Raw genomic sequence first — 23,042 nt, forward strand, 5'->3', positions numbered from 1 at the left:
GGCCGGAGCGGAACCTCCGGTTCGGCGGGGGGCGGGACGGGGAAGAAGTCCGGCCATGTCCCTTGGCACGCACGGCCACACGCATCCGCCCGCCCTCATCGACCGCGCGATGTGGAGCTTCCCTGTGCACCATCCGGACGCCCAGCTCCGCATCGGGGCCCTGCTCCATCTCACCGGCACCGCCCCGCCCGTCGGACGGCTGCGTGACCACGTCGCCGAGCGGCTGCCCGCCCTGCCCGCTCTGACGCACTTCCTCACCGGCACGGGCAGCGGATGGACGCGGGCGCCGTTCGTCGATCCGGCCGTCCATGTCGTGGAGCACGTGCTGCCGCCCGGCGGTGAGCACCTGGACCGGGAGGTCCAGCGGCTCATCCGCGTCCCGTTGCCCGAGGGTGCGCCGCACTGGCGCGTCGATCTGCTGCGCGGCCACGAGCCGGGGCGGTACGCGCTGCTCTATCTCGTCCACCACGCCATGCAGGACGGCGCGGGGATACTGCACACCCTGGAGACGCTGTTCACCGCGCGGGCCATCCCGGAGAGCCAGTCGTCGGCGGTGGTGCCCTGCCTCTCCCCCGCCCCGCCGGTGACCCTGCGGGACTGCTTCCGCGCCGTGGCCACGACGGCGCGCGCGGGCGGCAGATCCGGCATCTGGGCCTCCGCCCGGCATCCGCTGTCCGCCCGGCGGACCTTCCGTTGGGCGCAGGTGCCCGTCGAGCGGTTACGGGAGGTCGGCCACGCCCGGGGCGGCTCCGTCAACGACGCCTATCTCGCCACGCTGGCGCACGCGGTGCAGGACTGGGCGGGCGATCACTGGCCGCCGGCGCGCCGCTCCGCGGAACTGCCGATGATCATGCCGGCGAACCTCCGCCGCCCCGGGGAGGCCGCCGCCCCCGGCAACAAGGTGGTGATGATCCCGCTCGCGCTGCCGGGCGGGGACGTCCCGTTGGCGGAGCGGCTGGACGGCGCGATCCGGGCCACGGCCCCACTGAGGTGCCCGCGCCACCGCGAGGCGCTGCGCCGTGCCGTGTCCCTGTCGTACGTTCCCGCGTGGGCCCTGCCCCGGCTGCTGCGGACCGCCGGCCGCCCGGGCCGTGCCGCGGTGGGGGTGTCGGGGCTGCTGGTCCGGCACGACCTCCAGCTCGGCGGGGACCCGGTGACCCGCGTACTGCCCGTGGGCTGCCTCCCGGAGGCGAGCCCGCTCGGCTCGCTGATGCTCACCTATCGGGGGATCTCGACGGTGTGCTTCATGACGGACCGCGCCCTGCCCGGCCTGGACACGCTCCACCTGCGGTGGCGGCGGGCGGTGGAGGGGTGACTTGGGAGGCGCGGGGGTCAGCGCTCGACGGAGCGTGTGAAGCGTTCCTCGTACGCCGCGGCCAGATCGCGCAGGGCCTGGCCGCAGTCCCCCGTGTAGGACGGGCCGTGCATGAGGCCGAGGGTGGCCGGTTCCAGGGCGGCGAGCTCGCGCATCGTCGGCGCGGTGGTGGCGGTGAGGCAGGAGGCGCCGAAGGCGTCCTCCGCCGCGAGGGCGGGCCCGACGATCTCCCCCTCGGTCAGGGCGGGGGCGTCGCCGATCCTGGTGAAGAGATCCCCGCACAGGAGCGTGCCGGTCGTCTCCTCGTACATCAGCCCGGCGTCCCAGCCATGCGGGACATGCGGGGTCTCCAGGCGGCGTACGCGCTTGCCGCCGAGGTCGAGGACCTCGCCGTGGTCGAGGGGGCGCGGCGGCCGGTCGGCCAGGTCGTTGACGGACACGACGCAGCCCATGGCGCCGTGGGCGACCTGGGCGCGCGGCGCCGCGCCCAGCCAGGAGTTCATGGAGCCGCACTCGTCCGCCTCGACATGGCCGAAGGTGATCCAGCGCAGGCCAGCCACCGGCGTGACCCTGGCGACGGCGTCGCTGACGAGGGGGAACAGCGCGCGCAGTCCGCAGTGGAAGAGCAGGGGTTCCTCGGCGTCGACGAGAAACTGGTTGAACAGGAAGTCCGCTTCGCCGATGTAGGTGGACAGCCGGTAGATGTCGGGGGCGATCTCCGTGACCGTGGTCTCCATCAGACGTCGTCCTCTCCGCTCCGGCCGCTTCCCCCTCTCTACCTTCACCGGGCGGGCGGGGAGGCACTTCGCGGCGGGCCGCTCCGGGGCCGGGCGCGCGGTTCCCCCCGACGGCCCAGGCGGCCCGCCCGGTCAGGCGACCGTGGTGACGATGACGCGGCGCGGGTCCGGGTGTTCGGCGGGGACGAGGACGTGGCTGGTCACGTGGATCTGGCGCCGTCGCCGGAAACCCGGGACCTCGGTCCTGTTGCGCCATCAGTTCACGGCCCCGGCGGGGCGACCGCGGAGTGCTCAGGCCCCGGCCGGACCGAAGTCCGGAATCGTCAGCGACCCGTTCTCGGCCAGCGGGAATCCCGGGTTGTGGGCGATCTCCCACAGGTGGCCGTCGGAGTCCGCGAAGCACCCCGCGTAGCCGCCGTAGAGCGTCGTCTCCGCCGGTTTGGTGACCGTGGCCCCGGCCCCCCGCGCTGCCGCGAGGAGAGCGTCGACCTCCTGGGGGCTCCGCACGTTGTGGGCCAGGACGATGCCACCGAAGCCGGTCCCGCGGCCGTCGTCGAGGCCGCAGTCCCGTGCGAGCTTGTCGCGGCTCCACAGGACCAGCCCGAGACCGCCCGCCTGGAAGAAGACGGTCTCCTCGGTCTCCTGTCCCCGCCAGCCCAGCTTTTCGTAGAAGGCCCGGGACCGCCCGAGGTCGGCAACGCCCAAGGTGATCAGACTGACGCGCTGTTCCATGGGCGGAAGCTAGCAGGAGCGCCGCCGGACTCCCGGGATTGCCCGCCCGGATTCGCCCCGGCCTGCTTCCGCGCGCCCCTCACAGGAACGCCGAAGGCGCGTTTCTGGCCGCCGGGCGTACGGAAAGCCGTGGTGCCTCCGGACACCCGGCGCCGCACCTGCCGGGCGCGGATCGGGTGGCCGCGCGGCAGGCAGGCGCCGTTGCCGGACGGCCGCACCGCCTTGCAGGGTGGTCACGACCAGGAGCGCCAGAGGAAGGACTGATTCATGGGCCGGCCGTTCGGTTCCTACCAGAACGAGATCTACTTCGACGGGCTGCGTGGCGTCCGGCCGCGGTTCCCCGTGAAGTACGACGAGTTGGAGTCCAGAGCGCTGGCGGTGCTGCCGGACTCCGTGCGCGACTACGTCGCCGGGGGCGCGGGCGAGGAGCGCACCCAGCGGGCGAACGTGGCCGCCTTCGACCGGTGGGGGCTGTACCCCAGGATGTTCGTGGGGGCCGCGCGACGCGACCTCTCGGTCGACGTGTTCGGCATGGAACTGCCCTCGCCCCTGTTCATGGCGCCGATAGGCGTCATCGGGCTGTGCGCCCAGGACGGGCACGGCGACCTCGCGGCGGCGCGGGCGGCCGCCCGTACCGGCGTGCCGATGGTCGCCTCGACCTTCTCCGTCGACCCGCTGGAAGCGGTCGCGGCCGAGTCGGGGCGGACGCCGGCGCTCTTCCAGCTGTACGCCCCCACCGACCGGGAGCTCGCCGAAAGCCTGGTGCGGCGCGCCGAGAGGGCGGGCTTCAAGGCGATCGTGGTCACCCTGGACGCCTGGCTGACCGGCTGGCGCCCGCGCGACCTGAGCACCGGCAACCTCCCGCAGCTGCGCGGCCACTGCCTGGCCAACTACACCTCCGACCCCGTCTTCCGGGCCGGCCTGGAGCGTACGCCGGAGGAGGACCCGCGGGCCGCGGCCCTGCGCTGGAGCGAGCTCTTCGGCAACCCCCTCACCTGGGACGACCTGCCCTGGCTGCGCTCGCTCACCACGCTGCCGCTGATCGTGAAGGGCCTGTGCCACCCCGAGGACGTGCGCCGCGCCCGGGACGGCGGCGTCGACGGCGTCTACTGCTCCAACCACGGCGGCCGCCAGGCCGACGGAGGGCTGCCCTCTCTCGACGCCCTGCCCGGCGTCGTCGAGGCAGCCGACGGTCTGCCTGTCCTCTTCGACTCCGGCGTCCGTGGCGGAGCGGACGTCGTCAAGGCGCTCGCCCTGGGCGCCACCGCCGTCGGCATCGGCCGCCCGTACGCCTACGGCCTCGCGCTCGGCGGCACCGACGGCATCGTCCACGTCCTGCGGTCGGTCCTGGCCGAGGCCGATCTGCTCATGGCCGTCGACGGCTATCCCACCCTGGCGGACCTCACTCCCGAGGCGCTCCGGCGCGTCGGCTGACGCGCTCGTGCCCCGGCACGCCCACAGGGGACATCGGATCCGCTCCGTCCGGGAAAGGTATCCCCCATGCCTCTCGACCCGGCCATCGCCGCCCTCCTCGACGGAGTCGACTCCATCCTCTCGATGCGCATCCGCACGACCGACCCGCGGGAGCTGCGGGAGGCGGAGCGGCAGCTGGCGGCCGCGGCGGCGCCCGCCCGGCCGGTCGAGGTCGGTTCCGTGCGGGACACCACGGTGCCCGGCCCCGCGTGGGGCGTGCCCGTGCGGATCTACCGGCCGACGGGTGACGGCCCGGCCCCCACCGTGGTCTTCTGCCACGGCGGCGGCTGGATCACCGGCGACCTCGACAGCCACGACCTGGTCGCGCGCCGTCTGTGCCACGATGTCGGCGCCGTGGTGGTCGCCGTCCACTACCGCCGGGCCCCCGAACACCCCTTCCCCGCGCCGTACGAGGACTGCCTGGCCGTGGCGCGGCACGTCGCCGGCCACATCGCGGAGTACGGCGCGCGGCGCGACCGCCTCGCCCTGGCCGGGGACAGCGCGGGCGCCAACCTCTGTGCCGTGATCGCGCAGACGTTCCGCGACGAAGGCCGCCCGCTCGCGGCGCAGTTGCTCGCCTACCCGGCGACCGACTTCGACGGGGAGTACGCCTCCCGCTCCGAGAACGCGGCCGGGTTCATGCTCACCACCGAGAACATCGCCGACATCCAGCACCTCTACGCGGGCGACGACCCGGCCGTACGGAGCTGCGCCCAGGTCTCCCCGCTGCGTGCCGAGAGCCTCGCGGGTCTCGCGCCCGCGATCGTCGCGACCGCGCAGTACGACCCGCTGCGCGACGAGGGTCTGGCCTACGCGCAGGCGCTGCGCGACGCCGGGGTGGAGGTGTTCGCGCGGAACTACGAGGGGCTGGTCCACGGCTTCCTGAACCTCTGTCCCCTCTCCCCCGGTGCCGACGCCGCGGCGGGTGAGCTGTTCGCCCGCCTCGCCGGCCTGCTCAGGTGAGCGGTCCTGGGCCGCACTCTCCGGCCCAGGGATGCGATCACGTGTGATCGGCGATGCCATGGAGGCATGGCCACGTACAGGCCGGCCGCGGGCGCCGCACGGCTGCACCGCGTGTTCGAGGCCGCGTGCGACCGCTCGCCGTCGGCCACGGCGCTGGAGTGCGGGCGGCACAGGCTGACCTACGGCGAATTGGACGCCCGCGCCAACCAGCTCGCGCATCACCTCCGCGGCCTCGGCGTCGGCCCGGGGTCGCGGGTCGCGATCCTGGTGCCGCGGTCGGTGGAGACGTACGCGTCCTTGCTGGCGGTGGGCAAGGCGGGTGCGACGTTCGTGCCGGTCGACCCGGCGTCGCCACCGGCCCGCGTCGCCTACATCACGGAGGACGCCGACGTCGACCTGGTGCTGACCGCCCCCGGTGCCGAGCGGGCCGCCGGAGAACTGACCCGACGCGCCGTCGACCTCGGCTCGTGCGGGGCAAAGCTCGCGGCGGCGCCCCACACCCGGCCGCCGCCCGGCCGGGAGGAGGACGATCCGCTGGCGTACATCATGTACACCTCCGGGTCGAGCGGCAGGCCCAAGGGGGTGCGGATCGCCCAGTCGAGCATCTGCAACTTCCTCCGCGTCGTCCCCGGGCTGTACGACGTGCGGCCCGAGGACCGGGTCCACCAGGGCATGACGGTCTCCTTCGACTTCTCCATCGAGGAGATCTGGCCGACGTGGGCGGTCGGCGCCACGCTCGTCGCGGGCCCGACCGGTCCCGGGCAGCTCGGCGCCGAGCTCGCCGACTGGCTGGAGGAGCGCGGGATCACGGTCCTGTACTGCGTGCCGACGCTGCTGGCGACGATCCCCCGGGACCTGCCGCTCCTGCGCGCCGTCATGGTCGGCGGCGAGGCGTGCCCGGCCCGGCTCGTCGAGCGGTGGAGCAGGCCGGGGCGCCGCATCCTCAACACCTACGGCCCGACCGAGGCCACGGTCACCGCGACCGTCGGGGAGCTGCTGCCGGGCCGGCCCGTGACCATCGGCAGGCCGCTGCCGACCTGTGTGGTGGTGCTGCTCGACGAGGAGCGCCGGCCCGTGCCCGACGGCGCGGTCGGGGAGATCTGCGTCGGCGGCCCCGGCGTCGCCCGTGGCTATGTCGGGCGGCCGGAGCTGACCGCCGACCGGTTCATCGAGCATCCGCTGGCCCCGGCGGGCGGCAGGCTCTACCGCACGGGCGACCTCGGACGCAGGACCCCGGACGGGCAGTTCGAGTATCTGGGCCGGGCCGACGCCGAGGTGAAGGTCCGGGGACACCGGGTCGATCTGGGCGAGATCGACAACGTGCTGCTGGAGGAGCCCGGCGTGGCCGAGGCGGCCGCCACCCTGCTGCCCTCGCCCGGCTCAGAGGGCGGGGCGGGCGAACTCTCCGCCTACGTGGTGCGGTCGGCGGACGGCACGGAGCCGGACGAGGTACTCCTCGCCCGGCTGCACGAGCACGCGCGGCGCAGGCTGCCCGCCTACATGGTGCCGTCCTTCCTGGACGTCCTCAGCGAGCTGCCCGCCATGCCCAGCGGCAAGGTGGACCGGCGGCGGCTGCCCCCGCCGACCGGCCGCCGCCTGCTGGGCGGCGGCGAAGTGGTGGCGCCGCGAGGCGAGTTGGAGGAGCGGGTACGGGACGCCTGGGCGGAGGCGTTCGGCATCGACGCCGCGTCGGTCTCGGCGGAGGCGGACTTCTTCACCGACCTCGGCGGCCACTCCCTCCTCGCGGCCCGCGTCGTGTCACTGCTGCGCGACCGGGGCACCGGGGCCCCGGCGCTGCGCGACCTCTACGGCCACCCGACCGTGCGCGGCCTCGCGGCCGTGCTGGGCGCGCCGTCGGCCACCGTCCCGCCCACCGGCCCGTCCCGTCCCGAGCCCATCCGCCACAGCGGCCGCCGGATCGCGGTGGCGGGGGCCGCCCAGGCGGGGGCGATCTATCTGGTGCTGCTCTCCTTGACGCTGCCGCTGGCCTGGGTGCTCGACCACGGCGACGGCGAACTCACCCTGCGCACCTCGCTGCACGCCGCGGCCGCCGTGCTGATCGGATACTTCTTCCTGCGCTGGATCGTCCCGGCCGCGCTCGCGCGCCCGCTGGCGGCGGGCATCCGGCCGGGCCGCTACCGGCTGTGGGGCAGGACGTACCTCCGTCTGTGGACGCTGGGCCTGGTGATGGGCCTCAGCCCGCTGCCGGTGCTGAGCGGTTCGCCCATGATGGCCGCGTACCTGCGCCTGCTCGGCGCGCGCGTCGGGCCCCGCACCACGATCGCCACCAACGCCGTGTCGCTGCCCACGCTGCTGCGCATCGGCGGTGACTCCGCGATCGGTTACGGCGCCACCCTGCACCCGTGGCGGGTGGCGGACGGCTGGGTGACCGTCGCCCCGATCGAGATCGGCCCGCGGTGCTACGTGGGCGCCAACGCGGTGCTCGAACCCGGCGCCCGCATGGGGGCGGGGTCGGGGCTCGGCGAGCAGTCGGTGATCGGCCAGGGCGAGGCGATTCCCCCCGGGGGCCGCTGGGCCGGGTCGCCGCCGGGCCCCACGGACGCGCTCGCCCCCGAGGTGGAGGCCATGCTGCGCGCCGACGGCGACGGCGGCCGGTGGCGCCCGCGCCACCTCGCCGCCGCGCTGCTCGGCCTCGCGGCCCTGGAGGCCGCCGTGCTCGCCATGACCGTGCCGAGTCTGGTGCTGGTGTGGTGGGCGCTGCTCGCCTGGGACACCTGGGCGGCCCTGCTCGCCTCGGTGCTGTCCGGCCCGGTGTACGTGCTGACGGTGTGCTGCGCGGTCGCCGTCGGCAAGCGCCTGGTGCTGCCCGCCGTGCCGGCCGGGGTGCGCCCGCTGCGGTCCGCGCTCGGCGTGCGCAAGTGGCTGGCGGACAAGCTCCTGGAGTTCAGCCTGACGTTCACCAACTCCCTCTACGCCACGCTCTACACCGTGCCGTGGCTGCGCGTCCTCGGCGCGCGGATCGGCCGGGGCGCCGAGGTCTCCACCGCCGCGCACCTCGACCCCGACCTGCTCACCCTCGGCGACGGCAGCTTCGTCGCCGACATGGCCAGCGTCGGCGCCGCCTCCTTCGCGGCCGGGCGTGTCTCGTTCGGGCCCACCGAGGTGGGCCGGCGGGCGTTCATCGGCAATGCCGCCTTCGTACCGGCCGGCACCCGGACGGGGCCGGGCTCCCTGGTGGGTGTGGGCACGGTGCCACCGCGGGACGAGGTGCCCGAGGGCACCTCGTGGCTGGGGTCGCCGGCCATCCATCTGCCGGTGCGCCAGAGCAGCGGTTCCTTCCCCGAGGAGCTGACGTTCGCGCCGACGCGCAAGGCGGTGCTCCAGCGGCTGGGCATCGAGTTCTTCCGCGCCACCATGCCCGCGTCGGTGCTGGGCACGAGCCTGTATCTGTATGTGCTGGCACTCGCCGATGTGGTCCGCCTGCCGGGCCTCGTGCTCCCCTTGCTGGTGGCGCCCGTCCTGCTGATGAGCGCGGGCCTCGGCGTGATCGCGTACTGCGCGGTGGTCAAGCGCCTGGTCGCCGGGGTCTACCGGCCGCGCGTCGAGCCGCTGTGGAGCTGGTTCGTACGGCGTACGGAGTTCGTCACCGGCCTCTTCGAGGCGGCCGCCGTACCGGCCGGGGTGGCGGCCCTGACCGGGACCCCGTTCCTGCCGCCGGTGCTGCGCTGGTTCGGCGCCCGCATCGGGCGGCGCACCTGGATCAGCACCACCTATCTCACCGAGTTCGACCTGGTGGACATCGGCGACGACGCCGCGGTGGGCACGGGCGTATCGTTGCAGACACACCTGTTCGAAGACCGTGTCATGAAGATGTCGACGGTCACCCTCCAGGCGGGCACCAGCATCGGCACCCGGGCGATCGTGCTCTACGACGGCGTGGTCGGCGAGGGCGTCTGGCTCGACGCGCTGTCGCTGCTCATGAAGGGCGAGCACCTCACACCGGGCACCAGCTGGCGCGGTATCCCGGCCCAGGGCATGACCCGCCGGGACGCCGGTCGCGAGCGCGCGCTCGCGCCCCGCCACCGGTGAGCGCCCTTCCGGCACGGGCGGTGAGGCAGTACTCATGGCACCCAACGGCATCCTCGATTCCCTCCGCCGGGCGTTCGGCAGCGGGAGCGCCCCCGCCGACCTCCCCGTCCGGGCCGCCGGGCAGCGCCCGCTGGCGCTCGTCTACCGCGGCCCGGCCACCCTGCCCGGCTGCCCGGAAGCGGTGGCCGGGCTGCTGGCCGCCGGGCCGTGGGACCTCGACATCCGCTACACCGGCCCGCGCGAGGCCGTACCGCTGACGGCCGAAGCACTGGCCCAGGCCCGGGTGTACGCCCAGCCGGGCGGCGGCACGCTGTCGCACGCGTACCGGCACCTCAGACGGCAGCGTGAGGCGATCCGCGGCTATGTCCACGGCGGCGGCCGCTATCTGGGCTTCTGCCTCGGCGGCTATCTGGCCGGGGCGACGCCGGGGTTCGGCCTGCTGCCCGGCGACACCGACCAGTACATCGGCTCACCGGGTGCCACCGTCCACGACGAGAGCAACACCCTGGTCGACGTGGACTGGCGCGGCCTGCGGCGCACCCTGTTCTTCCAGGACGGCCCGCGGTTCCTCCTCGACGCGGGCGCGCCCGCCACCGTCCTGGCCACCTATACGAACGGCACGGTCGCGGCCCTCGTCACGCCCTTCGGCGCGGGCCGCGTCGGGGTCGTGGGGCCGCACCCGGAGGCCACCGCCGACTGGTTCACCGACGTCGGCCTCCCGGTCCACCACGGCCACGACCTCGGCCTCGACCTCGCGGGCGCGGTGCTGGGGAGCTGACGGCGCGGGCGGCCGCCGCGCGACGACATCAGGTCCCGGGCGCGCGGGCACCGGGGCCGTGTGGCAGTCTGCGCGCAGAGCCCGGCCCGTCGGACCGCCGGGCCGGAAGGCTCACGAAAGCGCGGCAAAAATGGACATGTCGAATCAGTCGGGCCGGGCACCGTCCCCCGCCGCCCACCGCGAGGCCGTCGCGGCGGAGACCGCCCGGATGGTGGCCGTCGTCAAGGGCGCGGACCTGAGCGCACCCGTACCCGGCTGCCCCGGCTGGACGCTCGCCGACCTCGTCAAGCACACCGGCAGCGTGCAGCGCTGGTTCGCCGCCCTCCTGCGCGGGCGCGTCCAGGAGCGCCCCGCGAGCCGGGACCTGGAGCTGCGCCTCCCGGCCGAGGAGAGCGGCTACGCCGACTGGCTCACGGCGAGCGCCGCCGAGGCCGCGAGCGCGTTCGCGACCGTCGACCCGGACGCGCCCATGTGGGTGTGGGGAGCCGATCCCCACGCGCGGTTCTGGATCCGGCGGATGCTGTGCGAGACGCTGGTGCACCGCACGGACGCGGAGGCGGCCGCCGGTCTCCCGTCCGTGATCGACCCCGGCCTCGCGGCCGACGGCGTCGACGAGTTCCTCGTCAACCTCCCCTACGCGGCCTTCTTCGCCCCCAGGGTGGCCGAGCTGCGGGGCGACGGCGAGACCCTGCGCTTCTCGTGCACGGACACCGACGGCGACTGGCTGATCCGCCTGCGCCCCGACGGCTTCGGGCTCGAACCGGACGCCACGGCCGGCACGCGCGCCGACGTCACCGTACGGGGCACCGCCGCGGACCTGCTGCTCCTCATGTACGGCCGGCTCGGCCGGACCTCCGACGCCTTCGAAGTGGTCGGCGACGAGGCCCTCTTGGCACGCTGGTCCGCCAACTCCGCTTTCTGAAGGCACGAGTACGGGAAGTGTCACGTCGGCGCCGACGACCGGAAGGAAGCTCCTTGAACGCTTTCCGTGGCACTCTCGTATCCCTCTGCACCGTGGTCGCCCTGACCGGCACGACCGCGGCCGCCCCGGCCGCACCACCGCCGGGTCCGCCGACGGCCGGGGCCCCCGGCCTCGGCGACCCCTTCTTCCCGCTGGACGGCAACGGCGGTTACCACGTCCTGCACTACGGCCTCACCCTCGCCTACACCCCGGCCGACACCCACCTCGACGGGCGGGCGGTCGTCACCGCGCGCGCCACCCAGCACCTCTCCCGCTTCGACCTCGACCTCTCCGGCCTCACCGTGCGGTCCGTGCGGGTCGGCTCGGCCCCCGCAGCGTTCCGACGCGACGGCCAGGAGCTGGTCATCACGCCGCGCACCCCGCTGCGCCGCGGCCGGCTCTTCCAGGTCACGGTGACGTACGACGGAAAACCGGAGGCCGTCAACATTCCCGGGGATCCGTACGACGGCTGGAACGTCACCGACGACGGCGCGTTCGTGGCCGGGGAACCGCAGGGCAGCCGCACCTGGTTCCCGCTGAACAACCACCCGCTGGACAAGGCCGCCTTCGACTTCGCCATCACCGTGCCCGAGGGCTACACGGCCGTCGCCAACGGCACGCTCACCGGCCGCCGCACCCACCAGGGCCGCACCACCTTCCGCTGGCACAGCCCCGAGCCGATGGCGGGTTACCTCGCGACGGCCACGGTCGGGAAGTTCCGCACCGAGAGCTACCGCACCGCCTCCGGGCTTCCCGTCTTCACCGCGGTGGACCCCCGCGAGGCAGCCGCCTCGGCCCCCGCGCTGAAGCGGCTGCCGGAGATCATCGACTGGGAGAGCGGGCTCTTCGGCCCCTACCCCTTCGGCGCCGCCGGGGCGATCGTCGACCACGCGCCGCAGATCCCGTACACCGCCCTGGAGACGCAGACCAGACCGCTGTACGCGCACGCGCCCGCGATCGTCACGCTGGTGCACGAGACGGCGCACCAGTGGTTCGGTGACTCCGTCAGTCTGGCCCGGTGGCCGGACATCTGGCTGAACGAGGGCTTCGCCACGTACGCGGAGTGGCTGTGGGCCGAGCAGCACGGCGGCCCCAGTGCCCAGCAGGCGTTCGACACCGACTACGCCAAGCCGGTGAGCGATCCCCTATGGGCCTTCCCGCCCGCCGCCCCGGGTGACTTCACGCACCTCTTCGACGCACCGGTCTACGACCGCGGGGCGATGGCGCTGCACGCGGTGCGCACCGCCGTCGGCGACCGCGCGTTCTTCCGCCTGCTGCGCGCGTGGGCGGCGCGGCACCGCGACGGGCACGGCACGACGGAGCAGTTCGTCGCCCTCGCTCGCGCGCTCTCCCCCAGGGACCCGGGGCCCGCCCTCACCAACTGGCTGTACGGGCCGGGGAAGCCCGCCCGTCCGTGAGCTCGCCGGCCACGACGAGGCGGTAGCCGTAGTCGTACGTCCCCAGCGTGCGCAGGTGTCCGTAGCGGGCGTCCCACTCGCCGCTCGCCAGGTCGCTCCGCAGCCGCCGCGCCCCGCGCGCGGCGGCCTCGGGCGAGAGCTGGGCGAGGATGGACATCCCGGCACGGACGGCGGGGTCGAGGAACGCCTCCGGCCGGTTCCAGAAGGCCCCGACGAATCCGTCGGTGCAGTCGGCGGGCACCGGTACGGCTTCGACGGCCTGGACGTCCAGGTGCTCGGCGATGTCCGCGACCGCGGGCGCGTGGGCCTCGCTGGGCAGCGTGAGCGACTCGGGGAAGTAGCGGGTCAGCCAGAACCCGCGGCCGATCTCCGGTTCGGTCATGAGGATGACCTGGCGCCGGGCCACTCTGCGCAGTTCGGCGAGGCCCGCGGCCAGGTCGTGCCACAGGTGCACGGTGAAGGTGGCGAGCGCCGCGTCGAAGGCGGTGTCGCCGAAGGGCAGCGCCTCCACCACGGCCCGGACGGCCGGTGCGGCGGTGGGCGGCCGCTGGGCCAGCATCGCGGCGGCGGGCTCGACCGCGACGACGGCGCGGTCGTCGGGCTCGTAATTACCCGTTCCCGCCCCCACGTTGAGCAGCGTACGGACGCCGCGCAGGGCGCGTCGGACACGTGCGGCGACGCGCGGGTCGGGGCGGCGGGTCCGGGCGTATCCCGGGCCGATATTCTCGTAGAGCGTGCCGTCGGTCATGCGCGCCTCCATCCCTGGGTCCGGGGTCACCGCCCTTCGGCGGCCGGGCGCGGGGAACCGTAGTCGGGGGCGCGGCGGCCGAGAAGCCCCACCGCCGCCCGACGGCCCGCTTTCGGCCGCTCGTCCGGCACCGTGGGACGGCTCGCCCGGCCGGCCTGGGCCCGGTGTTCCGGGTGAGGGCACCGGGGATGGGTTCTTGCAGGGTTTGGCGACAACGGAACGAGGGCGGGCAGATGGCGCAGTCGGTGATCCGGACACCCGCGGATGTCTGGATGCTGGTGCGGGAGCACCCGGCGCCCCTGAGACGCTCGACCCAGGAACTGGCCACGGCGCTCGGGCGGATCCACGGTTCCCGGTTCGCCGTCTGGCACACCGACGAGCTGCTCTTCGGCGTGCGCGAGGGGCGGCTCTTCCTGCGCACCCTGGGCGGTCTGGAGGTGCCCGCGCCGAAGGTGGTCTGCGTGCGGCAGGTGCCCGGGTCCCAGCGCCACGACCGCGAGATGACCCTGATGCGGCACCTGGAGCGGATGGGGGCGACGCTCCTCAATCCGCTGGACTCCCAGCTCGTCTGCCACAACAAGTTCTGGCAGCTCCAGGAGCTGGCCCTGGCCGGCCTGCCGGTGCCCGATTCCCTCTCGTACGCCACCGCTCCGCTCTCCGCGGTCGTCCGCGACGGCGGCCCCGGCACACCGTGCGTGGTGAAGTCCGTCAGCGGAATGGGCGGGAACGGGGTGTTCCTCGCCCCGGACGCCCGGCTGCTGCGCGATGTGGCGGGGAACCTCGCGCAGGAGACGCCCTACCTCTTCCAGGAGTACGTGGCCTCCTCCCACGGCCGTGACCTGCGCGTGGTCGTCGTGGACGGCGAGGCGGTCGCCGCGGAGATCCGCACGTCCCACGACGGCGGGCTCGCCTCGAACCTGGCGCGGGGCGGTTCCGCCGCGCTCTGCCACGGCCGCTACCCCGAGGCCGAGGCGCTGGCGGTCCAGGCCGCCAGGACCGTCGGCCTGGCCGTCGCGGGGGTGGACCTCCTCTTCACCGGCACCGGCTCCTACACGATCTGCGAGGTCAACTCCGTCCCGGCCTGGCGCCCGGCGATGACGGGGGTGGTCCCCGCGATCACGGCGTGCGTCGCCCGGCACCTGGAGGGGCGAGGGGGTCAGCCCCGGGTGTCCGCCCCGGTCCCGGCCGCTTCGAAGAACGTCGCGTCCTCGGGCACCCCGGTGTGCTCCGACCCCGCGTCGTCGCGGTAGTCCCACGCGAACGGCAGGCCGTGTGCGGTCTGCACGTCGGAGCCGTCCATGAGCTGGAAGTGGAGGTGGGGTTCGGAGGAGTTGCCGGAGTTACCGCACTCGGCCAGCTCCTGCCCGGCCGCCACCCGGTCGCCCACCGCCACCCGCAGCGAGCCGCGCCGCAGATGGGCGAGACCGGCCACGACGCCGTCACCGAGGTCCAGCAGCACATAGTTGCCCCAGATGTGGCGCGTCCGGCCCAGCCCCCGTACGAAACCCTCCAGGCAGAGATAGCCGAAGCCGGGCAGCGACATCCGGCAGAGGTGGTCACGCCGACCGTCGGCGGTGGCGACGACCACCCCGTCGGCGGGGGCCAGCACGGGCCGCCCGAAGGTGCGGTAGCGACCGGGCGGCAGGCCGAACGGCCGGAACATGCTGAAGGGAGGGTCGGCCGCCACATCCTCGGCGGGCGCGTACTTCAGGTCGACGGCGTAGGTCTGCGCGTGGCTGTGGGTGTTGTGGCTGGGCACCTTGGTGCCGGGCCCGTTGAGCGCGACCCACCGCCCGCCGACGGGCACCCGCACGGGGACGGGCGGCCGCTCCCGGTCGGGGCGCTGCCTGCGCGTCAGCGACCACCGCATGGCCCCGCCGACGACGAGCAGCGCCACACCGGTGACCCACAGCGGCCCCACGCCCCGCCCGTTCACCAGCACACACAGAGCCCCGGCTCCGAAGAGCAGTCCATGGCGCTTCCACAGGGTCAGCAGCATGCGTACGTACCTCGTCGACTCGGGTCAGGGGAAGGTGCGGACAGGCCGCGGGGACAGGTCGGGGGCCTCGCGAACGCCGTGGTGGCGGAGCGCGGACAGGGCCGCGAGGTGACCGCACATGCCGTGCACGGACGGCCCGGGCGGGGTCGCCGCCGAGCAGAGGTACACACCGGGCAGGGGCGTGGAGTACGGGTCCCAGCGCGCCGTGGGGCGCAGCAGTGACTGACGCACGGTCAACGCACCGGCGGCGATGTCCCCGCCGACGTAGTTGGGGTTGTACGCCTCGAACTCGGCCGCCGAGCGGCCGTGCGAGGCGAGGATCGTGTCGGTGAACCCGGGCGCGTACTCCTCGACGCGTCGGCGGATCAGTTCGACGGGGTCGCGGGTGTCGCCATGGGGTACGTGCGCGTAGGCCCACACCGGCCTTCTGCCGCCCACGGCGCGGGACGGGTCGGTGACGGCCGGGTCGACGACCAGCAGGAAGGGAGCGGAGCCCGGCCTCCCCCGGGCCACGGCGCTCTCCTGCCGGGCGATGTCGGCGTGGCTGCCGCCGACGTGCACCGTACCGGCCCGGCCCACGAGCGAGTTGGCCCAGGGGACGGGGCCGCTGACGAGGAAGTCGGCCTTCGCGGCTCCGGGGCCGTGGCGGTAGCGGCGCAGGGCACGCCGGTAGCGGACGGGCAGCCGGTGCCCGGCCAGGGCGAGGAACTCCTTGGGCCCGACGTCCAGCAGCACGAGCGGTACGTCGCCGAGTTCGGCGAGGTCGCGGACGTGGTGGCCGGTGCGGAGGACGCCGCCGTGCGCGGTGATGTCGTCGGTCAGGGCCGCGGCAATCCGGTCGCTGCCGCCCTCGGGCAGCGGCCAGCCGGTGCTGTGGGCCGTGTGCGCGAGGAGCATGGCGACCGCGGCCGACGCCGGCGAGGGGAGCCTGCCGATGGCGTGCGCCGCCACTCCGGTCAGCAGTGCTCTGGCCTCCGGCGTGACGAACGGGCTGCGGGGCATGGCGTGGGTCAGGACCCGGGAGGCGAGCCGCGCCGCCGCGACCGGGTCGCGCGGCACGCTCCTCAGGTCGGACAGGAGCAGGTCGACGACGGAGCGGGAGCGGGCGACGAGGGGATCCATGAGGCGCTCCCAGCGTGGCCCGTCCACGCCCAGGTGCGCGCCGGTGCGGGTGACGCTGCGCCAGGCCGCCACCGCGTGGCCGGCGGCCAGCGGATGGGCGTAGGGGATGTCGGGCTGGAGCAGGTTCACGCCGCGCGAGGCCAGGTCGAAGGCCCGGAAGAACGGTGAGGCGACGGCCATCGGGTGGACGGCCGAGCAGATGTCGTGCCGCACCTCGCTGTCGAAGAGGGCGACGGTGCGCAGTCCGCCCCCGGGGGTGTCGGCCTTCTCGTACAGGACGACGTCGAGCCCGGCCCTGGCCAGGGTCACCGCGGCGGCCAGTCCGTTGGGACCGGTGCCCACGATCGCGGCGTCGGTCATGACGCGGCTCCCGCGGCCGGTGCCAACTGGCGTCCGGCGAGCCGCCGGTAGGTGGTGTCCGTGTCCATCAGCTCGGCGTGGGTGCCGCTGGCGCGCAGCCTGCCGTCCTCGATGAGGAGGATGCGGTCGGCGTCGATGGTGGTGGAGAGGCGGTGGGCGATGGTGAGGACCTGGCACCGGGTGCCGATGGTGGCGAGGGCCTCGCGCAGCGCCGTCTCGGAGTCGGAGTCGAGGTGGGAGGTGGCCTCGTCCAGCAGCAGGACGTCCGGACGGGTCAGCAGGGCGCGGGCGATGGCGAGGCGTTGGCGCTGGCCGCCGGAGAGGCCGGTGCCGCCTTCGCCGAGCGTGGTGTCCAGGCCGTCCGGCAGGGCCTCGACGACGTCCGTGAGGTGCGCGGCCGCGACGGCTTCCGCGATATCGGCGGCGGTGGCGTCGGGCCGGGCGTACGTGAGGTTCTCGCGGACGGTGCCGCGCATCAGCGGGGCCTCCTGTTCGACCAGGCCGATGCGGGAGCGGAGTTCGTCCAGCGGCACGGCGGCGGTGTCGCGTCCCGCGAGGTGGATGCTGCCCTCGTCCGGGGTGTGGAAGCGTTCGACGAGTTGGAAGAGCGTGGTCTTGCCCGCGCCGGAGGGGCCGACGATCGCGGTGACTCCCGCGGGCGGCAGCGCGAAGGACACTCCGCGCACGGCGGGGGCGCCGGATCCGGGGTAGGCGAAGGTGACGTCCTTGAACTCGATCGCGGGGGCGCCCTCGACGCCCTGGGCGGGGCGGGAGCCTTCGGAGGTCTCCACCTCGACGGCGGCGAGCTCCTTGACCCGGTCGATGGCTGCGCGGCCCTGCTGGAGCTCCCCGAGGGACATGAACAGCATCACCAGCGGGGACACCAGGTAGAACAGGTACATGATGAACGCGGTGAGGTCCTCGATGGGCAGGGCCCCGGTCGCGGTGCGGGACATGCCCCAGGCGATCACCACGGCGAGCGACACCTGGGTGCCGACGTTCATGGCGGGCATCAGCATCGCCGACAGCCGCGTCACCCGGATCCCGCTGACGCGCGCCGCGTCGGCGAGCTCCTCCATGCGCTGGGCCTCGCGCTGTTCGGCGCGGGACGCCTTCACGGTGGTCAGCGCGCCGAGGACGCGCAGCAGGCCGGACCCGAAGGCGCTGGTGTCCTCCCGGTTGGTCACCGCCGCCGCGCGGACGGCGCGCGCCAGTCCCAGGGCGACGGCCGAGGCCGCCCCCAGACAGCCGGCGGTGACGAGCAGCAGCCGCCAGTCGATCCACGCCATCACGGCGACGCAGCCGACGGTGGTGAACGCCGAGGTGATCAGCTGGGAGACGGAGGAGGAGAGGGCCACGCGCGCCAGGGAGGTGTCCGCGACCGTGCGGGTGAACACGTCACCGTGTTCGAGGCGGTCGAACTCCCTCATCCTGGAGTGCAGGAGCCGCCCGGTGAGGGTCGTGCGCATGTCGAGGACGATGTTCTCCCCGGCCCGGCCGATCAGGTAGAAGTGGGCGGCGGCCAGCAGCGCGTCGGCGACGAACAGGGCGGCGATGAACGCGATCGGTCCCGCCATCGAGCTGTCCGTCGCGACGGCCTCGATCAGGTCGCCGATGAGCAGGGGCTGCACGAGGGTGGCGGCGGTTCCGCCGAGGCCGAGCAGGATGCCGGCGCCGAGCAGCAGCCGGTGGCGGCGGACGAGGGCGGATACGTTCACTGCTTGGCCTTGCCGGCGGCGATCGCCGCGATCACGGCGATGGACACGCCGAAGATGATGCTCTTGGACCACGACCCGGAGGTGATGTGGCCGTCCTCGCGGAACATCATCAGCATGACCGGCACGGCGAAGGCGAAGGCCACGAAGAACCAGACGACGCGCGATGTATTCACCACGGGATCCCTTTCTTGTGCGTTGTACGGTTTCCGGGCATCGCTCACGTGTCTTTGACGTAGGTGGCGAGGAACATCGGGTACCGCTCCGTGTACGGGGAGAGGTCCCAGCCGGAGTGGCGGCCCTCCGGTGTGAGCCCGGCGGCGAGGGCGTAGGCGTCCGTCTCGTCGGGGACGGCCGGACGTGAGAGTTCGTTGCCCACGCGGGTGGTGCCGTCGGACTCGTACCAGACGTGGGAGCACTGCCACAGGTCGGAGCCGGGCGGCAGGGTGGAGTGGGTCTGCAGCCCCGTGCCCGGCTCCGGGTAGGGGGTGAAGACCGTGGTCCGCGTCCGGCCCTCGTGCAGTGCCTCGATGGCGGGGCGGTTGCCGGTCTCGATCACCAGCCGCCCGCCGGGGGCGAGCAGTTCGGCCGCGCGGTGGACCATTTCCTGCTGCTCCTCGCGGGTGAGGAGCATGGAGAGCACTCCGCACACGGCGTACACCAGCCCGTACCGGCGGTCGTCGGAGTAGGCGCGGATGTCGCCGTGGACGCCGGTGACGTGCTCGGCGCCGGGGTCCTTCGCCAGCAGGGCGAGCATCTCGGGCGAGGAGTCGACCCCGGTGACCGGCCCGGTGCAGGCGGAGAGCGGGATGGCGATGCGGCCGGTGCCGACGCCGAATTCGAGGGTGCCCGCCGCCGGGTCGGGGTGGAGGGCGGCGAGCGCGTCGGCGACGGCTCGGGCACCGGCGTCCTTGGGGAAGATCCGGTCGTACCAGGAGGCGAACTGGGTGCCGTAGCCGATGCCTTCAACCGTGGTGTTCATGTGCGTGGTCACTTCCTTGCCGGGGTGCGGCGGGAGCCGGAGCTCCGTCTCCGATGGGGTGCGGGGCCGGGCCGCGCGCTCGCCGCGTGGTGACGCGCGGCCCGTGCCCGGGCCTCAGGTGGCCGCCCCGCGGCTCCCGTTCGATGCCTCGATCGGGGTGTAGGGCGAGCTGAAGAGCGTTTCCGGCTCCTCGGTGCTGTCGTGCCCCGCCGCGCGCACGACGGCGAACTGGAAGCCCTGGACCGCGGATTCGCCCCGGTCCTGGCGGATCCGCTGCCGGATGAAGGCGACCAGCACCTCGTAGGAGGAATTGCCCTGCACCGCCACGGCGCCGGTCTTCACCGCCTGTTGCAGGATCGCGGTGCAGATGTCGAACACCGCCTTCTCCGGGCGGCGGGTGGCGAACCAGAACGCGTGGTGCGGACGACGGGGTTCGATCATCTCGATCTCATGCCAGTCGCTGGTGACGCCGTTGGGGTCGAGGGTCCGGTAGACGTAGTGGAAGTCGTGCACCGCCGGATTGGGGGCGAAGAACTTCCAGTTCGGGATGAGCGAGAAGACGTCCTTGGCGCGGACCCGGTCGAACGCCGGGTGCGGGTGCTGCGCGGCCACCGTGGCCACCAGCATGCCCGCTCCCAGGACGCGGGCCACCGCGCCCTCTCCGGTGAACGTGGACTTCAGGAATCCGGCCGTGGTCATTGCCCCGCCCCTTCCTTCCGCGCCTTCCCCGCCTTCTCGTCCTCGGCCTCCGTGAGCACAGTGTCCAGGAACCGGGCCATCAGCTCCGCCGCCTTGTGGGCGTGCGTGGCGTCGGTCAGCAGGGAGTCGTGGTCGGAGCCCTCGACCACCTTGATCCCGCCTTGCCCGCCGCGGTTCCGGTGGGCCCTGGAGAGCTCGTTGTAGAGGAGGAGCTGCTCGGGGTCCTGGTCCACGGTCTGCTGCGCGGCGATGATCAGCCCGGGGGCCGCGATCGGGTCGATGTCGCCCTCGAAGGCCCTGAACTCCCGCTCCACCGCTTCCCATTCGCGCTTGCCCGCCGTCCAGAGCCGGGCGTCGGTGTACTGCGCGAACACCTTGTCGCGGTACGCCTTCGGGAGGCGGTCCAGCCAGTCGGGGCGGCTCATCAGGATGCCGGTGCCCAAGCGCAGATGGAGAGAGGCGTGCGCGATCGTCTCCCGGAGGTCCTTGGCACCCGCGTCCTGCCGCTGCGAGCGCTGCAGCTCCGCGGGGTGCGCCGGGTCGAGATAGACGAGACCGGCCACCTTGTCCCCCAGCCGGGCTGCCGCCCGGCGGATCAGCTCGCCACCCAGGGAGTGTCCGACCAGCACCACCTTGCGGTCCCGGGGCACGGCGGCCCGCACCAGGTCCTCCAGGTCGTCGACCGACTCCTCCAGTGCGTAGGGGGCCGTGCTGCGGCGGACGCTGCCGGCGTAGCCGGCGCGGGCGTAGGACACCACGGCGTGCTCCGAGTCGTGCGCGAACCGCTCAGTGATCCACGAGAAGTGCTCGGAGGTCGAGGTCAGACCCGCGCAGAAGACCAGCACCGGCGCGTCCGACTCCTCCCGGCCGCCCGCGTCGTACATGAGCTCGTTGCCGTGCCGGGTGACGACCTTCCGCGAGCCCGGCCAGCCTTCGAGCACCACGCCGCGGCGCTGGACGGCGACGGCGGCGGCCGCCGCGACCCCGGCGGCCAGCAGGACGGCCGCCGCCCTGACCGCGCGGTCGTCCCGCCCGGCGACCGCCGGGTGCGTGGCCGGAGCGGTGGTGTAGGCGACCATCGGGTGCAGCGAGGGAAAGGCGGTCATGAAGCGCCCGAGCCCCATGATGAAGCCGTTGGCCACGTGGAAGCTCCCGGCGGCGGCCAGGAACGGGCGGGTCAGCCGGCCCCCGGCGACGTACACGAGCGGGAAGAGGCACTCCATCGCCAGCACGCCGTGCTGTACGTACTTCGACGTCCTGGGGTGGCGCTGGGTCAGGTGGTAGACGCCCTCGGAGCCATAGGTGCGGGTCCGCATCACGCCCGGGAGGGCGGAGGCGTCCCGCCACCTCTCGCCCATGAGCTTGACCCAGCCGGAGGCCGCGTAGGAGAGGTTCGCCTGCATGGCGACGTACCAGAGCAGCGCGTCCTGGGTCCGGGAACTCCTCGAGAGCCGGGCCAGCCCGGTGGCGACCTGCACCAGTGTCGCGACCTGGTCCGAGCCGTCCGTTCCGTAACGGTGCCGGGCCTGCAGGAGGCACGTCGTCCCGCCGAGGAAGAGGCTGCCCGCCCCGCGCCACCTTCCGTGGCCGGGCATCAGCAGGCCGACGCTCACAGCCGCCCGCGCCGTGTGCAGGGCGATGGTCACGTTCTTGCCGCTCACGGCATTGCTCAGCCGCCGTACGGCGATGTTCTTTGCCTCGGGTGACTTCTTCATGATGTCCCAGTCGTTCAAGCCACCGGGATCCAGCTGTTTGTGCTGGTGCAGATATTCCAGCGAAGAAGACAGGGTGGTGAGGGCCGACAGTCTCTCCGATATCCCCAATGCCCTGTTCCGGGATATCGGCACGGGAGAGAACACAGCCGAGGCGAGTTTTCTCAAGTACCTCAAAAAAGCGCCTTCCTCTCGACTCGTCAATGGCTGGTCTAATATGGGCAGGCTGTCGGGCCGCGATTGCGGCGCGGCCCGACAGCCTGCCTCACTCGCTCCCGGAGGTCACTCCGCGAGCGTCGGCGCGGATCCGGCACCGATATCCGGACCCGGCCGCTCAGCCCTTGGCGGCGGCCCGGCCCGCCTCGTAGGCGCCGACCGCGGCGGCACCGGCCGCGAGACCGCCGCCGGCATAGGGGGTGACCACGAGGACGGCGGGCGTGAAGGCCACCGGCATCACCCGCGTGACCTTGTCACCCTCACCCTCGGAGAGGGCCGGCGCGGTGGCCGTACGGACACTCTCGATGATTCTGCTCATCTTTCGCTCTCCCTTGCCCAGGGCTCCGTTGCCCAGGAGCCCTGTCGACGGATCAGTTGACGACGCGGCCGGCGACATAGGCGCCGACCGGGATGGTGAAGGCGACGACCGCCGCCGTGACCTTGACGGAGGCCGGCACGGCCACGGCCGCCGGCGTCGCCATGACGGGGGTGCCGTCACGGAGGACCAGCCCCTCGGTGATGGGGCCCATTTTCTGCTCATTCATGAAGGCCGCGATTCTGGCCACAGTTCTCCCTTTCCTTTCGACGTCCCGACGCGAAAATCGGCAGGCGGGCGCCCGAAACGATGAATCACCTTTACCTCACCCCGCTGCCCGACTTCGATACGCCGGAGCTGCACGAGCATGAACGGAACAGACGGCTTCGGGCGGCTCATCGACACCCGGACGGCATACGCCGCCAACGGATCAGCAATGCGGGACTCAATTGACCCCCACCTCACGGAACGACCGCGACTCCGCCCAGATCAAGCCCCCTTTGCCTGTTCTTGGCTTGGACATTACCTTCGGCCGACTTGGACGACAACCCCTGGAATGACCTGCTCCACTTCCTCGCCCGCCCGATGCGCCCACGCACACGAAATCGCGGGGGGGGGGGGGGGGGGGGGGGGGGGGGGGGGGGGGGGGGGGGGGGGGGGGGGGGGGGGGGGGGGGGGGGGGGGGGGGGGGGTGGGGGGGGTGGGGGGGGGGGGGGGGGCGGGGGGGGGGGTGTGGACTATACAGA

The 23,042-nt window shown here is 73.6% G+C and carries 20 protein-coding genes; 8 read left to right on the forward strand and 12 right to left on the reverse strand.

Going from position 1 to position 23,042, the window contains the following annotated elements; translation table 11 throughout:
• The first annotated feature begins 55 nt into the window (after positions 1–55).
• Positions 56–1,315 (forward strand): wax ester/triacylglycerol synthase domain-containing protein, encoded by a 1,260-nt coding sequence (locus tag ACZ4A5_RS27295; RefSeq protein ID WP_467589708.1) that lies wholly within the window; start codon positions 56–58, stop codon positions 1,313–1,315.
• Positions 1,316–1,332: 17 nt separating this feature from the next.
• Here the strand turns inward: ACZ4A5_RS27295 and ACZ4A5_RS27300 are convergent, their stop codons facing one another.
• Positions 1,333–2,052, reverse strand: a complete 720-nt coding sequence (locus ACZ4A5_RS27300; RefSeq protein ID WP_467589711.1) for an oxygen-binding di-iron domain-containing protein — start codon at positions 2,050–2,052, stop codon at positions 1,333–1,335.
• A gap of 291 nt (positions 2,053–2,343) precedes the next feature.
• Positions 2,344–2,784, reverse strand: coding sequence for a VOC family protein (locus ACZ4A5_RS27305; protein WP_467589714.1), 441 nt, complete (start codon positions 2,782–2,784; stop codon positions 2,344–2,346).
• Between the two features lie 267 nt (positions 2,785–3,051).
• Here ACZ4A5_RS27305 and ACZ4A5_RS27310 point away from each other — a divergent pair, with 267 nt between their 5' ends.
• The 6 genes from ACZ4A5_RS27310 to ACZ4A5_RS27335 all read left to right on the forward strand — a co-directional run bounded on the left by ACZ4A5_RS27310 (position 3,052) and on the right by ACZ4A5_RS27335 (position 12,427).
• Positions 3,052–4,218, forward strand: a complete 1,167-nt coding sequence (locus ACZ4A5_RS27310) for an alpha-hydroxy-acid oxidizing protein (protein ID WP_467589717.1) — start codon at positions 3,052–3,054, stop codon at positions 4,216–4,218.
• 66 nt (positions 4,219–4,284) lie between these two features.
• A complete protein-coding gene (locus ACZ4A5_RS27315; protein WP_467589720.1) occupies positions 4,285–5,220 on the forward strand; it encodes an alpha/beta hydrolase in 936 nt (311 codons plus the stop codon).
• A 66-nt stretch (positions 5,221–5,286) separates the two neighbouring features.
• Positions 5,287–9,270, forward strand: coding sequence for a Pls/PosA family non-ribosomal peptide synthetase (locus ACZ4A5_RS27320; RefSeq protein ID WP_467589723.1), 3,984 nt, complete (start codon positions 5,287–5,289; stop codon positions 9,268–9,270).
• Positions 9,271–9,304: 34 nt separating this feature from the next.
• Positions 9,305–10,048 carry a BPL-N domain-containing protein gene (locus ACZ4A5_RS27325; protein WP_467589726.1) on the forward strand — a complete coding sequence of 248 codons (744 nt, stop codon included), beginning with the start codon at positions 9,305–9,307 and terminating at the stop codon, positions 10,046–10,048.
• A gap of 136 nt (positions 10,049–10,184) precedes the next feature.
• Positions 10,185–10,970 (forward strand): maleylpyruvate isomerase family mycothiol-dependent enzyme, encoded by a 786-nt coding sequence (locus ACZ4A5_RS27330; RefSeq protein ID WP_467589729.1) that lies wholly within the window; start codon positions 10,185–10,187, stop codon positions 10,968–10,970.
• Positions 10,971–11,023: 53 nt separating this feature from the next.
• Positions 11,024–12,427 carry a M1 family metallopeptidase gene (locus ACZ4A5_RS27335; RefSeq protein ID WP_467589732.1) on the forward strand — a complete coding sequence of 468 codons (1,404 nt, stop codon included), beginning with the start codon at positions 11,024–11,026 and terminating at the stop codon, positions 12,425–12,427.
• Here ACZ4A5_RS27335 and ACZ4A5_RS27340 read toward each other — a convergent pair.
• A complete protein-coding gene (locus tag ACZ4A5_RS27340; RefSeq protein ID WP_467589734.1) occupies positions 12,384–13,175 on the reverse strand; it encodes a class I SAM-dependent methyltransferase in 792 nt (263 codons plus the stop codon). The genes ACZ4A5_RS27335 and ACZ4A5_RS27340 overlap by 44 nt on opposite strands.
• A gap of 233 nt (positions 13,176–13,408) precedes the next feature.
• Between ACZ4A5_RS27340 and ACZ4A5_RS27345 the strand changes: the two genes are divergently transcribed.
• Positions 13,409–14,425, forward strand: coding sequence for an ATP-grasp domain-containing protein (locus ACZ4A5_RS27345; protein WP_467589737.1), 1,017 nt, complete (start codon positions 13,409–13,411; stop codon positions 14,423–14,425).
• Here ACZ4A5_RS27345 and ACZ4A5_RS27350 read toward each other — a convergent pair.
• The 9 genes from ACZ4A5_RS27350 to ACZ4A5_RS27390 form a co-directional block, all read right to left on the reverse strand.
• The gene (locus ACZ4A5_RS27350) at positions 14,332–15,174 is read right to left on the reverse strand and encodes a M23 family metallopeptidase (protein ID WP_467589740.1); all 843 of its coding nucleotides are present in this window, start codon (positions 15,172–15,174) and stop codon (positions 14,332–14,334) included. The genes ACZ4A5_RS27345 and ACZ4A5_RS27350 overlap by 94 nt on opposite strands.
• 24 nt (positions 15,175–15,198) lie before the next feature.
• A complete protein-coding gene (locus tag ACZ4A5_RS27355) occupies positions 15,199–16,656 on the reverse strand; it encodes a phytoene desaturase family protein (protein ID WP_467589743.1) in 1,458 nt (485 codons plus the stop codon).
• Positions 16,653–18,374 carry an ABC transporter ATP-binding protein gene (locus ACZ4A5_RS27360; RefSeq protein ID WP_467589746.1) on the reverse strand — a complete coding sequence of 574 codons (1,722 nt, stop codon included), beginning with the start codon at positions 18,372–18,374 and terminating at the stop codon, positions 16,653–16,655. The genes ACZ4A5_RS27355 and ACZ4A5_RS27360 overlap by 4 nt, the downstream gene beginning before the upstream one ends.
• Positions 18,371–18,550: a hypothetical protein gene (locus ACZ4A5_RS27365; protein ID WP_467589749.1), complete on the reverse strand. Its 180-nt coding sequence runs from the start codon at positions 18,548–18,550 to the stop codon at positions 18,371–18,373. Before ACZ4A5_RS27365 ends, ACZ4A5_RS27360 begins: the two co-directional genes overlap by 4 nt.
• Positions 18,551–18,591: 41 nt before the next feature.
• Positions 18,592–19,353 (reverse strand): class I SAM-dependent DNA methyltransferase, encoded by a 762-nt coding sequence (locus tag ACZ4A5_RS27370; RefSeq protein WP_467589752.1) that lies wholly within the window; start codon positions 19,351–19,353, stop codon positions 18,592–18,594.
• Positions 19,354–19,467: 114 nt separating this feature from the next.
• A complete protein-coding gene (locus ACZ4A5_RS27375) occupies positions 19,468–20,052 on the reverse strand; it encodes a hypothetical protein (RefSeq protein WP_467589755.1) in 585 nt (194 codons plus the stop codon).
• Positions 20,049–21,785, reverse strand: a complete 1,737-nt coding sequence (locus ACZ4A5_RS27380) for an alpha/beta fold hydrolase (protein ID WP_467589758.1) — start codon at positions 21,783–21,785, stop codon at positions 20,049–20,051. The genes ACZ4A5_RS27375 and ACZ4A5_RS27380 overlap by 4 nt, the downstream gene beginning before the upstream one ends.
• Before the next feature lie 313 nt (positions 21,786–22,098).
• The gene (locus ACZ4A5_RS27385) at positions 22,099–22,299 is read right to left on the reverse strand and encodes a hypothetical protein (protein ID WP_467589761.1); all 201 of its coding nucleotides are present in this window, start codon (positions 22,297–22,299) and stop codon (positions 22,099–22,101) included.
• Between the two features lie 52 nt (positions 22,300–22,351).
• Positions 22,352–22,525 carry a hypothetical protein gene (locus tag ACZ4A5_RS27390; RefSeq protein ID WP_467589764.1) on the reverse strand — a complete coding sequence of 58 codons (174 nt, stop codon included), beginning with the start codon at positions 22,523–22,525 and terminating at the stop codon, positions 22,352–22,354.
• Between the last annotated feature and the right edge of the window lie 517 nt (positions 22,526–23,042).

This window comes from Streptomyces sp. NPDC025618, assembly GCF_055558795.1.

Excerpts from the sequence above, each read along its gene's own strand:
- ACZ4A5_RS27350 (WP_467589740.1), bottom strand. The coding sequence starts at position 15,174 with ATGCTGCTGACCCTGTGGAAGCGCCATGGACTGCTCTTCGGAGCCGGG.
- ACZ4A5_RS27300 (WP_467589711.1), bottom strand. The coding sequence starts at position 2,052 with ATGGAGACCACGGTCACGGAGATCGCCCCCGACATCTACCGGCTGTCC.
- ACZ4A5_RS27320 (WP_467589723.1), top strand. The coding sequence starts at position 5,287 with ATGGCCACGTACAGGCCGGCCGCGGGCGCCGCACGGCTGCACCGCGTG.
- ACZ4A5_RS27385 (WP_467589761.1), bottom strand. The coding sequence starts at position 22,299 with ATGAGCAGAATCATCGAGAGTGTCCGTACGGCCACCGCGCCGGCCCTC.
- ACZ4A5_RS27295 (WP_467589708.1), top strand. The coding sequence starts at position 56 with ATGTCCCTTGGCACGCACGGCCACACGCATCCGCCCGCCCTCATCGAC.
- ACZ4A5_RS27375 (WP_467589755.1), bottom strand. The coding sequence starts at position 20,052 with ATGACCACGGCCGGATTCCTGAAGTCCACGTTCACCGGAGAGGGCGCG.
- ACZ4A5_RS27305 (WP_467589714.1), bottom strand. The coding sequence starts at position 2,784 with ATGGAACAGCGCGTCAGTCTGATCACCTTGGGCGTTGCCGACCTCGGG.
- ACZ4A5_RS27345 (WP_467589737.1), top strand. The coding sequence starts at position 13,409 with ATGGCGCAGTCGGTGATCCGGACACCCGCGGATGTCTGGATGCTGGTG.
- ACZ4A5_RS27390 (WP_467589764.1), bottom strand. The coding sequence starts at position 22,525 with ATGAATGAGCAGAAAATGGGCCCCATCACCGAGGGGCTGGTCCTCCGT.
- ACZ4A5_RS27325 (WP_467589726.1), top strand. The coding sequence starts at position 9,305 with ATGGCACCCAACGGCATCCTCGATTCCCTCCGCCGGGCGTTCGGCAGC.
- ACZ4A5_RS27310 (WP_467589717.1), top strand. The coding sequence starts at position 3,052 with ATGGGCCGGCCGTTCGGTTCCTACCAGAACGAGATCTACTTCGACGGG.
- ACZ4A5_RS27370 (WP_467589752.1), bottom strand. The coding sequence starts at position 19,353 with ATGAACACCACGGTTGAAGGCATCGGCTACGGCACCCAGTTCGCCTCC.
- ACZ4A5_RS27315 (WP_467589720.1), top strand. The coding sequence starts at position 4,285 with ATGCCTCTCGACCCGGCCATCGCCGCCCTCCTCGACGGAGTCGACTCC.
- ACZ4A5_RS27330 (WP_467589729.1), top strand. The coding sequence starts at position 10,185 with ATGTCGAATCAGTCGGGCCGGGCACCGTCCCCCGCCGCCCACCGCGAG.
- ACZ4A5_RS27355 (WP_467589743.1), bottom strand. The coding sequence starts at position 16,656 with ATGACCGACGCCGCGATCGTGGGCACCGGTCCCAACGGACTGGCCGCC.
- ACZ4A5_RS27340 (WP_467589734.1), bottom strand. The coding sequence starts at position 13,175 with ATGACCGACGGCACGCTCTACGAGAATATCGGCCCGGGATACGCCCGG.